The sequence below is a fragment of the Photobacterium lipolyticum genome (genome assembly GCF_003026475.1).
Classification (GTDB): domain Bacteria; phylum Pseudomonadota; class Gammaproteobacteria; order Enterobacterales; family Vibrionaceae; genus Photobacterium; species Photobacterium lipolyticum.
Map to the genome: position 1 here is coordinate 1 of NZ_PYMC01000004.1, position 15,463 is coordinate 15,463.

10 protein-coding genes are annotated in these 15,463 nt (G+C 44.7%); 4 read left to right on the plus strand and 6 right to left on the minus strand.

The annotated features are described in order from the left end of the window. Positions 1-538 (minus strand): FAD-binding protein (locus tag C9I89_RS07465; RefSeq protein ID WP_146155056.1); only part of this gene is annotated, 538 nt, incomplete at its 3' end. A gap of 310 nt (positions 539-848) precedes the next feature. Between C9I89_RS07465 and C9I89_RS07470 the strand changes: the two genes are divergently transcribed. Together C9I89_RS07470 and C9I89_RS07475 are read left to right on the plus strand one after the other, a co-directional pair. Beyond that, complete coding sequence (locus tag C9I89_RS07470; protein WP_107282737.1) at positions 849-2,453, plus strand: ATP-binding protein; 1,605 nt, start codon at positions 849-851, stop codon at positions 2,451-2,453. After that, positions 2,446-3,126 (plus strand): response regulator, encoded by a 681-nt coding sequence (locus C9I89_RS07475; RefSeq protein ID WP_107282738.1) that lies wholly within the window; start codon positions 2,446-2,448, stop codon positions 3,124-3,126. The genes C9I89_RS07470 and C9I89_RS07475 overlap by 8 nt, the downstream gene beginning before the upstream one ends. 97 nt (positions 3,127-3,223) lie before the next feature. On the opposite strand, the gene C9I89_RS07480 is transcribed toward C9I89_RS07475, so the two are convergent. The 5 genes from C9I89_RS07480 to C9I89_RS07500 form a co-directional block, all read right to left on the minus strand. After that, positions 3,224-5,482 carry a peptidase U32 family protein gene (locus tag C9I89_RS07480; protein WP_107282739.1) on the minus strand — a complete coding sequence of 753 codons (2,259 nt, stop codon included), beginning with the start codon at positions 5,480-5,482 and terminating at the stop codon, positions 3,224-3,226. Between the two features lie 219 nt (positions 5,483-5,701). Further along, positions 5,702-7,294: an ABC transporter ATP-binding protein gene (locus C9I89_RS07485; RefSeq protein WP_107282740.1), complete on the minus strand. Its 1,593-nt coding sequence runs from the start codon at positions 7,292-7,294 to the stop codon at positions 5,702-5,704. Between the two features lie 15 nt (positions 7,295-7,309). Continuing rightward, positions 7,310-8,347, minus strand: a complete 1,038-nt coding sequence (locus C9I89_RS07490) for an ABC transporter permease (RefSeq protein WP_107282741.1) — start codon at positions 8,345-8,347, stop codon at positions 7,310-7,312. 44 nt (positions 8,348-8,391) lie between these two features. Then, positions 8,392-9,477 carry a microcin C ABC transporter permease YejB gene (locus C9I89_RS07495; protein ID WP_107282742.1) on the minus strand — a complete coding sequence of 362 codons (1,086 nt, stop codon included), beginning with the start codon at positions 9,475-9,477 and terminating at the stop codon, positions 8,392-8,394. An 86-nt stretch (positions 9,478-9,563) separates the two neighbouring features. Further along, entirely contained in the window at positions 9,564-11,384 is a 1,821-nt protein-coding gene (locus tag C9I89_RS07500; protein WP_107282743.1) for an extracellular solute-binding protein, read from the minus strand. Positions 11,385-11,703: 319 nt separating this feature from the next. On the opposite strand from C9I89_RS07500, the gene C9I89_RS07505 reads away from it, so the two are divergent. Together C9I89_RS07505 and C9I89_RS07510 are read left to right on the plus strand one after the other, a co-directional pair. Continuing rightward, complete coding sequence (locus C9I89_RS07505; protein WP_107282744.1) at positions 11,704-14,592, plus strand: ligand-binding sensor domain-containing protein; 2,889 nt, start codon at positions 11,704-11,706, stop codon at positions 14,590-14,592. Positions 14,593-14,914: 322 nt separating this feature from the next. Next, on the plus strand, positions 14,915-15,250 hold the full coding sequence (locus C9I89_RS07510) for a PBPRA1643 family SWIM/SEC-C metal-binding motif protein (RefSeq protein ID WP_107282745.1): 336 nt from the start codon (positions 14,915-14,917) through the stop codon (positions 15,248-15,250). Positions 15,251-15,463 lie beyond the last annotated feature (213 nt).

The following is a 15,463-nucleotide window of genomic DNA, read 5'->3' on the forward strand; positions in this document are numbered from 1 at the left end:
CGCCTTCAGCCATGTGAATAGCGATAAGGCCTTGTACTTCGCCCTCTTCTACCAGCAGGTCAACCACGAAGTATTCGTCAAAGCGGTTGATTTGGGTATATTTGATAGAGGTCTGGAAAAGCGTGTGGAGCATGTGGAAGCCGGTTTTATCGGCAGCGAACCAGGTACGCTCAACCTTCATACCACCAAAACGACGAACGTTAACGTCACCGTTCTCTTTACGGCTCCAAGGACAACCCCATTGTTCCAGCTGGGTCATCTCGCGAGTCGCGTTTTCTACAAAATATTCAACAACGTCCTGTTCACATAGCCAGTCACCACCACCAACAGTATCGTTGAAGTGGTTGTCCAGGCTATCCTCATCCTTGATGACGGCAGCGGAGCCACCCTCTGCAGCTACGGTATGAGAGCGCATTGGGTAAACTTTAGAAATCAGTGCAATTTCTAAGTCTGGGTTTGCTTCAGCAGCAGCGATGGCAGCACGCAGTCCTGCGCCACCTGCGCCGATTACAGCGATATCTGTGGTAATTGTCTTCACAGCTATCCTCCGATAGGTAATATTATGAAATCCAATAGCATGTACATATGTACACGAACCCTATTCCACTATTAAGTGTAGGGTTATTAAAATTATGCCAGCAGTCTAACAACACTTACTGATTGGAATATTGAGCGCACCCTTAATGTAACTATCTTTAGCTTTTGTAACTTTTGTACACGGCAGCTTGGTCCGATGTATTGTAAATTAAGCGGTCTGATCGTCATTATTTCTGACTCAGCACATATTACTTTCGGCAGAGAGCCCGCTATACTGCCCCTTCACGAACCCCGCTATTCTGAGGCCTTTCATGAAACTTAAGAGCTATCTGGCCTTAATCACCGTTGCCACCACCTCTGCTATTGTTATCGTTGTAACCACCGCTATCTTTTTTTTACTGCAAAATTCGTATCAGGAAGGCATTGAGGCCAGGGGATTGGAACTGGCGCGCGTGATCGCCCATGATCCGCAGGTCATTCATGCCGTTGATGCCAAAAATAGGCAGCAGAATTACGACCTGCAAAACTATATGGAAGATATCAGGGCACGTACCGATGCTTCCTTTATCGTGGTGGTCGATAAAAATGCGATGCGTTTAACCCACACAAATCCCGATAGAATCGGCAAGCATTTTATCGGTGATGACATTTACCCGGTATTGAAGCGAGGCGACGAATACAGCAATGTCGCATCAGGATCACTGGGCGAAGCTATCCGTAACTTTTCCCCCGTTTTTTTAGACGGAAAAGTCATCGGGGCTATCTGTATCGGGTATTTATCCGAGAAAACATCCGATATTTTATTACAGCAATACGGTCACATCGGTATGCTTACCGGCATAGTCTATCTACTTGGTATCGGTACGACAATCTCGTTGATGTTCAAGATGAAACGAACCTTCCTGGACTATGAACCGGAGTTTATCGTGAACAAATTCCGCGAACATGAGATGGTACTTGACAGTATTCGTGATGCCATTATTGCGGTAGATAGCCACATGAATATAGCCACGATTAATAACAGCGCAATCAAGATGCTTTCCATGGGTATATTGGATCGCTACGACTATGTGAATCACCCTTTGTCACGCTATTCCACGCCGTTAAGTCATCTGGTTCTCGCTAATCAGGGTATATTCCACCAAGGCGAATTCAATATTGGCAAGTTGAAATACAAAGCCAACGTCTATCCAATCAACACCCCTAAAGGTTTGCTGGGTCACGCAATCGTATTATTCCCCGACCTTGATCACAGCGAGCTTGAACACGAAGTCACCTACCTGAAGAATTACGCGGAGTTGCTTCGCAGCAAAACACACGAGTATTCCAATAAGCTCAATGTACTTTCAGGCATGCTGCAAATCGGTAAGTACGATGAAGCGGTTGATTTCATTCAACAAGAAACTGACCGCTATCAATCAATTATTCATAACATTGTGTTGTCAGTAGCAGACAGTGCCGTAGCAGGTTTATTGCTCGCAAAATTCAATAAAGCGTCAGAGATTGGCGTGAAGTACACTATTGATGTGGATACGAATCTATCGAGTTATGAGAAGAATATCTCGGAAAAACTCGTTACTATGATAGGTAACCTGATCGATAATGCCCTGCTCGCTGCGTGGCAAAACAGGGATGAAGCAGAGCCAGAAATACATGTGTACCTCAGCGATCGCAGTAATCACATCATTCTAGAGATTCAAGACAGCGGCGCAGGAGTGCCCGAAAATATTGCAGAGCATATTTTAGAGTTCGGTGTAAGCTCAAAAAATAACGACGAGCAAAGCGGCATAGGCTTGTACCTGGTCAAGCAACTAGTTAATTACTTTCACGGAAGTATTGATTGGGAGCGGACAGAGCAACACACTACGCTGTTCAGCATTTACTTAGATAAAAATGAAATCGCTAATTATGACTAAAACCACTGTAATGCTGCTTGAGGATGACCTTCGTGCAAGCTATACCCTCGAATCGACCATCAATCAACACCCTGATTTTACGGTGGTGGCCGTCAGCGAAACCTGCTCAGAAGCCTTGTCACAATTCAAGGCATACAAACCGACATTAATCTTTGTCGATATAACGTTGCCTGATGGCAATGGTATTGATGTTATTCGCCATCTACGTGAACAAAACGCAGAGTGTGATTTCATTATGACGACCGCTGAACGAGAAACTGCCACGGTCGAAAAAGCCGTTCAGCTGGGTGTGATCGACTATTTAGTTAAACCCATTCGTATGTCTCGTGTTAACCAAGCACTTAACGATTATAAGCAATACAAACAGCAGTTCGCTCGAGCAGCCACGGTTAATCAAGGAGAGATCGATCAAATCTTACGTAAAGCGCCTGCAAAGCAATTACGCCAGACACCGAAAGGCATTGATGCCACCACCCTTGCTTCATTGAAAGCAATTCTGCACGAAGAGAAGTTGCATGACTTCTCTGCCGATGAAATTGGTGAGCGCATGAACGTCAGCCGTATTACGGCAAGGCGCTATCTAGAGTTTCTAGAGTCAGAAGGCACAATCCGCTTAGTGTTAAACTACAATACTGGCGGTAGACCTCGCCGTTTGTACCAAATGGTTGATTAACCGCTAAAAGGTTCTCTGATTGTTGGTAATGGCAATGTCACCAAAAGCGGCCTTTAAAGGCCGCCTACCTAAGTGCTTATCTTTTTATTGATTGTTTTTACAAACCCTTTATATATTGACCATTCGTTGTTGGATAAACAACTTGTTCAAGTTCCGATTTTGAATCTGGGTTTCCGTTTAAGAGATTTTGAAAAAGCTGTATAACGCTTGCTTTATCTTTTCCGATATGCGTTTCAGTTGTTATATCCCTTAAATCAATAAAGTAACTAGAAAACATGCCCGGCAAATCTGCAATAATATCTGTGTTCAAGAAATTATTATGGCTATAGATGCTATTGTGATCACCCTTTTGCTTATCGATTACAAAAGAAGCTTCTTTCAAATTAATAATTGATGCGGATTTTTTGCACTTTTTAAGGCATTTCGCATCAAAATTCTTCTTTTTACATCCTGTCGTCTGATGAAAGAAGCATTGTCTGCTCGTCATCAGTAAAATCGGGTGGTAGATACTGTAGTGCAGCGTGAAGTTATCAGGACTCACAATCTGTTTTATTTGCTTTTTATTTATTTCATTTGAGATAAATGATCCGCAACAATTAAACTCTTCTTTCATGCATAAAAGGCTGAAGGAATTCGTAATATTCAGGTATGGACCAGCTATCCAGTTAATTCCATTTTCATAGGCTTTGTAAGCGATTCCGGTATTATTCGTTACAATGAGATTTGGTTTTACCTGCTCAAGAAACTCTATCGCTGCGGTATAGTTTTCTCCGATTAAAATCGCTGGGAACCAAGGGATTAAATTCTCATTGTTTAAAAAAAGTTCTACAAGCTGAGAATATTCACCGTGAATAGATTCAGGAAGCTGATAATAGATATCAGCTGACGTGGTATTACAAAGCTCGGCATCTTTTTTAGCAGAGATGAGTACCGAAAGAGACGGTTTTATCTTTAATTCATCCGGTTTCGGCAATGCTGGTTTCTTTAAGACAGACATTTCAATTGGGGCAACACGCTCTTTTGAGCCATTTAGAAGAAATGCTATTCTGTCTTTTATTTTCGTTAGTTCTTTAAATGGAACAAAAAGATCACTCTGAAGATTTTCGATGTCTAATGCATCAACGCAATATTCAGCATCGTTTAAGGTCTTAAGTCTTTTTCCTATACTGTTGTAATCTATAGTATATTTATCAGCGTTGATCAGTTTGCTTTCAGACACCACATCAAATGAAGAGTCTGGTGTCTTTACCGATATTTTAAGATGGCTATTAACCTCTCCGGACACACTAATGGTTAAAGGGATTTTATCGATATTTAAATCTTTAATTTTTTCTGCGACCGTTGTGATTATCTCAGTTTTGTCATCATAAAGTTTTTGTTTTACTCCTTGAACACTCTCATCTGTCGAACAGCCATAGACTTCAGAGAAATACTTCACTGAATGATCACGAGGGTTATCAATAAACATGTTTTTATTAATATCCCCCTTTAAATACGAGTTTGAAAAATCCCTATTGAACACTTTATACAGCTCAGTGTTATCGCTAAGTAACTCATTATTATCGCAGAAGCTTTGGATCTGCCTTCTCCAGTTATCCACTACTGTATATACGTAGTGCGACTTTTTGATCCTGCCCTCTACTTTCAAGGAGTAAACACCAGCATCAGCGAGTTCTTTTAGATCAGAAAAAGCCGAGTTATCTTTAAGGTTAAGAGGATAATCTTTACCTGCTGATGTGGTTAAATACTGATCCCTACACGGTTGACTGCAACGACCACGATTGCCTGAATTACCGTTACGAACAGAACTTATGTAGCAAAGCCCAGAAAAGCCAATGCAATATGAACCATGAACAAACACTTCCATTAAGACATTGTTTTCATGTCCAACTTGAGCCAGGTGCTTTATCTCAGTAATATTTAACTCTCTTGATAAATTCACTCTACTTGCCATCAGCTTATTTAAAAAGAAAATTTGTCCCTCATTATGGGTATTAGCCTGTGTCGACGCATGTACATCAAGGTCTTTAAAGTGTTTTTTCAATATGTAAAACAGACCTAAATCTTGAACAATAACACCATCTATTTTTGTATTTACCAGCTTATTAAGCAATCGTATAATCGCTGGGATTTCGCTTTCTAATATAATGATATTTAATGTTAGAAAAATTTTACAGTTATTTTCGTGGGCCAGTCTTACGATGCCATTTAAATTATCAAATGTTATATTTGTTGCTCGATTTCGGGCATTAAAATTATCCAGACCACAGTATATCGCATCGGCTCCTGCTACAATTGCGGCTTTTATAGACTCAATATCGCCACCAGGTGCCAATAATTCAAATTTGTTTTTCATTGCGATATAACCCACTAGTCGCTGTTTACTCTATTTTAGTGGGACGTATTTTACCCGTATCTATTCTTCATTGTCTATAAAAGGCCAAACCTCTGACGGCGGCATCCGTATGATCGACAAGTGCTTGACACTGGGCTAATACAGTAAGTGAAACTGGCATTATGCACGCGAGTTCATCCTTTTTGCTACTATACACAAGTAAATCGCGGGATTAAGTATTCAAAGGCATGAGAGGTTAACCAACTGTTTTGTATAACTATCTTGAGGTTCGCTGAACAATGTTTCAGTATCCCCTTGCTCTACAACCTGGCCGTCTTTGAGTACTAAGGTGTAGTGGCAGAGTGATTTCACGACATTTAAATCATGACTGATAAACAGATAACTCAAGCCGTGCTTTTGTTGTAATGATTTTAATAAATCGAGCACCTGAAACTGAACCGTGCGATCCAATGATGATGTCGGTTCATCAAGCAAAATAAAGTCCGGTTTAAGCACCAGTGCCCTTGCAATCGCAATCCGCTGCCGTTGTCCGCCGGAAAACTCATTCGGGTAACGGTGACGCGTTTCCGTATCCAACCCCACCTCTTCCATTGCCAGACAAATTGCCTGATCTTCTTGCTCCGGGGTCATGGGTTCGTGAACTTTCAGCCCCTCACCGATGATCTGAGCTGCAGACATCCGAGGATTCAGAGCTGAAAACGGATCCTGGAATACCACCTGCATACGCCGGCGCAGTGGCAGCATCTTCTTCCTATCAAACGTGGATATGTCCTTTCCTTCAAAGACAATACTGCCTTCACTGTTAAGTAATCGTAATATTGCCATTCCCGTAGTCGATTTACCGGATCCACTTTCACCAACCAGACCGATGCTATGGCCCTTACGAAGCTGAAAACTGATATCGGTGACAGCCTTGATATGGCCTTTCACCCTTTTAAGAATTCCGCCTTTAATTGGAAACCAGACTCGCAGATTTTTTGCCTCAAACAAAACAGGAGAATCTAACTCCACCGGGATCGGCTCACCTTTCGGATCCGATTCTATAAGTAAACGGGTATAGGGATGGCTCGGCGCCGATAAAATGATCTCTTTTGTGTTTGTCTCTACCACGCTGCCGAGCTGCATGACTGAGACGCGATCAGCAATACTGCGGACAATACTCAAATCGTGAGTGATAAACAGCATCGCCATACCGAGTTCCTGTTGCAGCTCTTTCAGCAAGGCCAGAATTTGTGCCTGTACCGTTACATCGAGTGCAGTTGTTGGTTCATCCGCAATCAGTAATTCAGGCTCATTGACCAGTGCCATGGCAATCATGACCCGCTGGCGTTCCCCTCCTGACAACTCATGCGGGAATGCGTTAATGCGACTTTCGGGATTGCGAATCCCGACTTTCTTCAACCAGCTCAGTGCGATTTCTTCTGCCTGACGCTGGCGCACACCACGGTGAATAGACAGCGTTTCACATAATTGCCGACCAATTCTATGGAGCGGATTCAGTGACATCATCGGTTCTTGAAAGATCATGCCGATACGGTTCCCCCGAAGGCCCCGCATCTGCCGCTCACTGCACGTCAGCAAATCAATGCCGTCATACTGAATTCTGCCACTAAGGTATCGAGTCGTGGCCATTGGCAGCAGACGCAAGATAGCATTGGCTGTCACCGATTTTCCGGAGCCACTTTCCCCCACTAACGCCAATGTTTCGCCACGGTGAATCGTCAGGTCGACATCCTGAATGACCTGGATAACCTGTTGTCCGCTCTCAAATCCAACAGCTAAGTTTTCAATGGTTAACAATGCGTCTGTCATATCACCCCTCTGGTATTATTTTTGATGATGCGGATCAAAGGCATCACGAACCGCTTCACCAACAAAGACGAGCAGGCTTAGCATTATCGACAGCACCACGAAGGCTGAGAGCCCTAGCCAAGGTGCCTGCAAATTGGTTTTGCCCTGGGCCAGCAACTCACCCAGTGACGGTGAACCGGCAGGAAGGCCAAAACCAAGGAAATCGAGCGAAGTTAATGTGGTAACCGAACCACTGAGAATAAAAGGCATCATTGTCAGAGAAGCGACCATGGCGTTTGGCAACATGTGACGCAGCATGATCCGGCTATCACTCACACCCAACGCCTGCGCCGCTCGTACATAATCAAGATTTCTACAACGCAGAAACTCAGCCCGTACCACACCCACCAGCGTCATCCAGCTGAACAACACCATGATGCTCAACAACCACCAGAAGTTAGGCTCAACAAAACTCGACAATATGATGAGTAAAAATAAGGTTGGCATCCCCGACCAGACTTCGATAAAACGCTGGCCAAACAGATCAAGCCAGCCGCCGTAATACCCCTGACAAGCGCCCACAGCTACACCAATCAAGGTGGAAATAATGGTCAAAGCAAACCCGAACAGGACCGATACCCTGAAACCGTAAATAATGCGTGCCAACACATCTCGTCCTTTATCATCCGTTCCCAGCCAGTTAACACGATCAGGAGGCGAAGGCGCCGGCCCAGATAGGTTGTAGTTGATGGTGTCATAATGAAACGGGATCAACGGCCAGATCATGTATCCATCCGCTTCAATCAGCTCCACCACATAAGGATCGGTAAAGTCCGCTTCTGCTTCAAATTCCCCGCCAAAATCGGTCTCGGCGTACTGCTGAACGATTGGGAAGTACCAGTCTGATTTAAAATTAATCACCAGCGGCTTGTCATTGGCAACCACTTCAGCAAAAAGGCAGATCACAAACAAAACAGCGAAAATCCACAGCGACCAGTAACCCCGCTTATGGGCCCGAAACCGTGACCATCTTTCCCTTGTTATCGGGTTCATCGTTACTGGTTTTATCTTCATTATTGCGTTTGGATTCAGCTTCTTTGTTTTTGGGTTCATAATCGCTAGCGCCCCTCAAAGTCAATACGTGGATCGACCAGGGTATAAGTGAGATCTGAAATAATATTCAGCAGCAAACCTAACAACGTCATGATATAGAGAGAGCTGAAAACCACCGGATAATCTCTCTGAATGGTTGATTCAAAACCAAGCAGACCTATCCCCTCTAACGAGAACATCACCTCAATCAACATCGCGCCGGTGAAAAAAATACTGATAAATGCGCTGGGAAAACCGGCGATGATGATCAGCATCGCATTGCGGAATGCATGACGATACAGAATGCTGCGTTCATCCAGCCCCTTGGCACGGGCAGTTACTATATATTGCTTATTGATTTCATCCAGAAAGGAGTTTTTGGTCAGCATGGTCAGGGTCGCGAAGCCGCCAACCACCATCGCCAGAATTGGCAATGTCATGTGCCAGAAATAGTCCGCCACCTGTTGATACCATGTCATCTGTGCAAAATCTGATGACACTAATCCCCGCAGCGGAAACCAGCTGAAATAATTGCCACTGGAAAAGACAATGATGAGCAATATCGCAAACAGGAACCCCGGTATGGCATACCCGATAATAATGAGTGCACTACTCCAGATATCAAAACGCGAACCATGCTTTATCGCTTTGGCTATCCCGAGCGGGATTGAGATAATGTAGATGATCAACGTACTCCACAGGCCAAGGGAAATCGAGACCGGTAGCCGCTCTATGATCAGATCAATCACGTTTCCGCCCTTAAATAAGCTTTCTCCGAAATTAAAGGTGGCATAGTTTTTTAGCATATCTAAATAGCGTTCAAGCAGAGGTTTATCAAAACCAAACTGCTTCCTGATCGCCTCGACGACTTCCGGGTCCAGGCCTCGTGATCCGCGATAGCCCGAACTCTGATCGCCGGGCTCTGCAGACTGAACTTCCTTTCCGCCGCCGGTAAAGCGCTCCATAATGCCGGACGAGTGTCCTTCAAGTCGGGCAACGGCCTGCTCAACCGGCCCGCCAGGCGCAACCTGAATAACAAAAAAGTTAATGGTGATGATCGCCCACAGCGTGGGAATAACCAGTAACAGACGACGAAAAATATATGCTGTCATATTCACAATCTTATGGGTTTATATAACTTTCATGCTTGAAATTGCAGACTGCATCTCCAATGCATGATGGTTATCAACAATGACGACTAACGCCTTTTTTCTGGCAGCTTCCGGGCTTTTTCTTGATCAATCCACCAGGTATCCTGCCCGAGTTGATACTTGGGCCTGATCGCCGGGCGAGAGAACTTATCCCAGCTTGCAACCCTGAACTTACTAATATGCCACTGGGGAATGACAAAGAAGTTCCATTGCAGCACCCGATCCAAAGCCCGGCCATACGCCAGCAACGCATTCGGATTTTGCTGGTTGTCGGCAATTTTTTCGGTCAGGTAATCAATCGCCGGATCCCGCACACCGGCAGTGTTATAAGTACTGTCGATAAATTTGCTATTCCAGGCAATTAACAGGTTTGGGCTGGGGTATGGATTGGCACCATATCCGGCAGAGACCATATCAAAGTCACGATCGCGCACCCGCTTAATATATTGCGTGGTATCCACCGTGCGGATTTTCATTTCGATCCCCATCTGCTTCAGGTTTTTCTGTACCGGGATGGCCAGACGTTCCGTACTCGGACTATAGATCAGCAGCTCAAATATAAACGGTTCGCCGCTCTTCACATTGACCATCACCTTATCTTTAAGCTCCCATCCGGCCTCTTTAAGCAGTGGCAGTGCTTTGCGGATCTGGGCCCGAATACGTCCAGAACCATCGGTCACTGGCGGCTGATAAAAATGGGTAAAGACACGCGGCGGGATCTTGTCTTTAATCGGCTCCAGCACCGCCAGTTCAGCTTCTGATGGTAGCCCTTTCGCTTCATAGTCGGTGTTCTGAAAAAAACTACGCGTACGCTGGTACTGATCATAGAACAAGGTTTTATTCATCCATTGAAAATCCAGGGCGTAGTTCAATGCCTCGCGTACCCTTGAATCACTAAAAAATGGACTGTCGGTATTGAAAACAAAAGCCTGCATCGCCTGGGGGATCTGATGGGGGATCTCTTCTTTACGAATAAAACCTTTGTCGAAATTTGGCCCTTCATACATGGTCGCCCAAAACTTCGCTACGTTTTCCTCTCGAACATCATATTCACCGGCTTTAAAAGCTTCCAGTGTGACCGTTTCATCACGGTAATAATCATAGCGAATGGTATCGAAGTTATTACGGCCAATATTCACGGGCAAACTCGCGGCCCAGTAGTCCTTCATCCGTGCATACGTCACACTTTGGCCCGGTTTGTAATCGACCACTTTATAACTGCTGCTACCCAACGGCGGTTCATTCAGCGGTTCACCCAGATCTTTGTCTTTCCAGTAATGGGCAGGCAACACGGTCAGATTCTGTACCAGAGAAAGTAATACTTCGCGGTTCGGCTTTGCCATCTCGACCCGAGCAGTACCAGCGGATACTGTTGTCACCGATTTCACATCTTTATAGTAAACCTTGTATTGTGGCACCCCTTGCGTCATAAACTTGCTGAAAGAAAATGCTACATCCTCTGCGGTGATAGGATGCCCATCATGAAAACGCGCCTTCGGATTGATATCAACTTCCATCCAGGAGTAATCATCTGAATAACGGACCTTTTCCGCAATCAGCGGATAATAACTGTCAATTTCGTCAGCCGCCGCAACAAACAAGGTGTCGTACATTGCTTCTGCACGTGCGGCAGAAACACCGCGGGTCGCGTAACGGTTAAAATTATCGTAAGTGCCAACTTGAGCGTAAGTCACAGTGCCCCCTTTAGGAGCCTCAGGATTCACATAGTCAAAATAGGGGAAATTACTGGGGTATTTTGCCTCACCAAATCCAACAAGGTGAGTAGATTCAATCACTTCAGAAGCAGCAAGCTGAACGCTTGTTAACATAAAACAAAGTACGAGTGCCCAATTCCTTCGCATAACCATCTCCCGATCCTTTTTATCCACCAACCCTGCAAATCAAATTCTTTTTACTTTTCATTATTCTACGATAGGACAGTAATCGTGATTCGACAAACGCCAAATAAGAAAGGCCAGCCTCTTGATAACAATTCATGCTCAAGAAATTTCATCCGCAAAATTGCTGATATTTTGCTCTCTTCGGTTGCATTAAGTGAATAATTTACGTGACCACAGGCTCATATTTTGACTTTTCGTCAAAGCCGAAATATGTCCAATCGATTGAGCATGCTAATATTTCCCGCTTTGTTATCCACAGGGATAATGTCGTAACAGGTCAACAGACATGCTGCAAAATTCTTCGTTAACCAAACTCATCAACACTTTTTTAGTGATCGGACTATGTTTGGGAGGAATATCTTCTTCACTCGCTTCCCTGCAGGATGAATACCTTGTCGAAACGTGGACCAGCCGAGACGGCCTGCCACACAACAGCATTAATGCAATAAGCCAAACACAAGATGGCTATCTGTGGTTTGCAACCTGGGAAGGTATTGCCCGCTTCAATGGCCGGGAATTTAAACTCTTTACCAGAGGCCAAGAAAGCGCACTGATCGATTCAGGTGTTCAAGCACTTTATACTGATCCTGATGGTGGGTTGCTCGCAGGTGATGCCCGAGGTGGCCTGATTTACAGAAAACCTTACAACTGGCAAGCCCTCCCGCCAGTCAAAAACCTTGTTAACGCCGTTTTGCGCCAATCTGACGGCGGTATCTGGATCGGCTTACGGGGAGAAGGCCTTATTTTTCGTGCTCACGACCACGCTGAAAACCAGTTAATTTTACCGGCACTAAGCGTGTACAATCTTTCGTTACGGCAAAATGGTGGTTTACTGGCATCAACGAGCCAGGGGCTGTACCTCATTTCGTCCGACAAGATTGAAAATGTCAGCCAATCAAATGGGCTAAAGAACACCCCTGTTTATTCAGCCGTAGAAGATGCACAGGGGCGTATTATCTTTGGGGGAGAAACCGGAGCCTGGCGCTATCAAGACGGTCGACTTTCTCGTATTCATGACAAATTAAATAACATTTTCGTTTCTAATATTCTAATTGATAGCCAGGGCAATTACTGGTTTGGCACCTTTAGCCAGGGCATTTATCGTTTTTCCGCTAACAACGTCTCTTCGTTAACTGAGCTCAATGGCGTACCCCATAACCAGATCTTATCACTCTATCAGGATCGTGAAAGTTCGATCTGGGTGGGTACTCACACCGGACTCATCCGCTTGCGTCAGACACCTTTTAGCACATGGGATAAATCAAGGGGACTGGCTGGCGATTATATCCGAACCGTCCTCGCTTTGGATTCCGGTGAAATCATCGTGGGAAGCAGCCGCGGATTGAGTGTCATTCAAAACGGACAACCCCGTAATTATTCCGCTGCAACTTCAGACCATTTGGCACCTGAAACACTCTCGGTAATGAGCTTAGCTCTGCGGCAAAATGGCGGAGTATGGGTGGGTTCCTATAATCATGGCCTGTTTAGCTTCGACAACCAAATGCTGAAGCATGTTGAACTCCAAGGGTTACCCGCCAACGTAATTCGTGCCATTGTTGAAGACAACCAGGGGCAATTGTGGGTTGGTACAACAGCCGGGCTGGTCAGATATTCTAGCGATGGTACACACCAACTGTTTACGACAAAAGATGGCCTCCCTGATAATTTCATCATGGCACTAACATTAGATGAACAAGGGCAATTGTGGATTGGAACAGGGCTTGGTGTCGGAATAATTAATCAAAACCTGGTCCGAAATCTGAACCTGCAACCACTGGAGAAAGCCGAATACGTATTCGGATTTCATGCCCAAAAAGAGTATATGTGGATGACCACCGATCGGGGACTTATCCGTTACCGCTTTTCAGATCAAACACTAAGCATTATTGGACAGAAAAATGGTCTTCCGATTGATAAGTTATTTCAAGTTATCCCTGATCGACATGGCTATCTTTGGCTCACCTCTAATCGCGGTATCTTGCGGATTTCGGCAGATGAAGCCAATGCCGTCGCCGATGGAACGCGACGTCGCATCCATTTCGATCATTATAATGAGCGAGACGGAATGGCAACGGCCCAACTTAATGGCGGTTCGAACCCTACAGCTGCCATCGATGCTTCAGGTCAGTTATGGTTTGCGACAGCCAAAGGCGTTGCATCCACTCACCCGCAACGTTTCAAACAACTCGTGTCGCCAAAGTTTCCGACAGTCATAGAACGAGTACGCAGTGATCAGACATGGCTGAACTTAACGGATGAACAACCCTCTGTTTTACCCGCAGGAAGCCAGCGAATGACATTTGATTTCGTGGGGCTTGGTTATATTTCATCTCAGCACATCCGCTACCGCACCAAGCTAGAGGGGCTCGATTCACAATGGATTGAACGAGGTTCACAAGGGTTCGCCGAGTATACAAACCTTGCACCTGGGCATTATCGCTTTGTTGTTAACGCGTATTACCCTTACCACCCGAATGAAGTAAACCAAGCTAGCTTTTCTTTTCGTATTATTCCCCACTGGTGGCAAAGAAAGAATATCCAGCTTGGACTCGCCTTATTGGTCATCTTCTCTTTTGCCTTGTTCGTCTGGTGGAGGCTACGCCTTCTCAGACAGTCTGAATTAAGACTAAAATATGAGGTTGCGCAAAAAACCCAAGCCCTACAAGTGCAAGCCTCTGCTTTTGAAAAACAGGCAAGGGAAGATCAATTAACCGGTTTGCATAATCGTCGCGCATTTGATGAATGGATTGACCAAGTCATTTCAACATCTAGGCCAAATACGGCGCTATCGATCGTGATGTTAGATATCGATCACTTTAAGAAAATCAATGATACCTACACCCACCTGGCTGGTGACCAAGTTTTACGAACTGTTGGTAAGAAACTTGGGCAGTTCAGTCAAAATGACTGTTTTATTGCCCGTTGGGGAGGGGAAGAGTTCGTAATGGGTATTGTTGGCTGGCAGCCACATGAAGTGCGCGCTTTATGTGAAAAAATCAACTTATTAGTTAAAGAGCAAGACTACAGCCGAATTGCAGTGGATCTAGCGGTCACTATAAGTATCGGGATCGTAAATGCCGATACTTCGCACGATTTTGCAGAGCTGCTTTGCTGTGCCGATAAGGCATTGTTTAAGGTTAAAAAATCAGGGCGCGATGGTGTTTTTGTTCATTAGTCTAACGGGGATATACTATGGTGACGCAAAAGCCATAGGTTATGGCGTCCTCTGAAGCTTGTCTTCTATCTCAACATCAGGGAAACAGCAACAACCAAACACTTGCTAGAAACAGGCGTTACCGTTACCATTCATCCCAATTCTGGTAATGAGCAAAATGCAGCGCCACTATACTGTCATTAAGTGGATACTGAGCTTCATTCCCCCTCGTTTGTAAAAGCCTGCCCACAACGCAGGCTTTTTCTATTAACACCTTACTTCAGTGGTCTCGCTCGCTTTTCGTTAAGCGTTTAGATCCATTTAAGGTACACAGGAACTCGTCATGTCTAAATTTTTCTTCAAAGGTCGTATCGAGAAGAAGCCAAAACACTCAAGCTATGGCTACAACACCAACCGTACTGCTAAGCCTGGTTCTGAAGACTTTCCGTTATCTCTGACCGTTGCTAGTGAAGAGCGAAAAGCTGAAGTTGAAGTGATTCTGGAAGAGAACACCATTTTTGCGAACATCGAAGTCAATGCTGATGTGGAAGAGAACATTGTCGATCTGGAGGCGCTTTTGAATAAACCCAAAACGACGACGTTTGATAAAACACCAAACCGCAACGATCCTTGCTCTTGTGGCAGCGGCAAGAAATTCAAGAAGTGTTGCGGTAAATAATAATACCCGTTACTTATTTAGCTGAATACCGCCTGAGTACCTCTTCATAATGGTTTTACTGTGTGACGAGGTACTCGCAGGTTTTCACACTAATCATCTACATTTTGTTCAAGTATGATTAAACACACCTGTAACATTGCTTAATTTTCGCCTCTCTTTCCTTCACTTTCATTATCTCTTCTCGACCTCTATTTTCAGCTCTATCTCCCCTCG

Coding starts and splice junctions, on each gene's coding strand:
- C9I89_RS07470 (WP_107282737.1), top strand. CDS start 849: ATGAAACTTAAGAGCTATCTGGCCTTAATCACCGTTGCCACCACCTCT.
- C9I89_RS07475 (WP_107282738.1), top strand. CDS start 2,446: ATGACTAAAACCACTGTAATGCTGCTTGAGGATGACCTTCGTGCAAGC.
- C9I89_RS07480 (WP_107282739.1), bottom strand. CDS start 5,482: ATGAAAAACAAATTTGAATTATTGGCACCTGGTGGCGATATTGAGTCT.
- C9I89_RS07485 (WP_107282740.1), bottom strand. CDS start 7,294: ATGACAGACGCATTGTTAACCATTGAAAACTTAGCTGTTGGATTTGAG.
- C9I89_RS07490 (WP_107282741.1), bottom strand. CDS start 8,347: ATGAAGATAAAACCAGTAACGATGAACCCGATAACAAGGGAAAGATGG.
- C9I89_RS07495 (WP_107282742.1), bottom strand. CDS start 9,477: ATGACAGCATATATTTTTCGTCGTCTGTTACTGGTTATTCCCACGCTG.
- C9I89_RS07500 (WP_107282743.1), bottom strand. CDS start 11,384: ATGGTTATGCGAAGGAATTGGGCACTCGTACTTTGTTTTATGTTAACA.
- C9I89_RS07505 (WP_107282744.1), top strand. CDS start 11,704: ATGCTGCAAAATTCTTCGTTAACCAAACTCATCAACACTTTTTTAGTG.
- C9I89_RS07510 (WP_107282745.1), top strand. CDS start 14,915: ATGTCTAAATTTTTCTTCAAAGGTCGTATCGAGAAGAAGCCAAAACAC.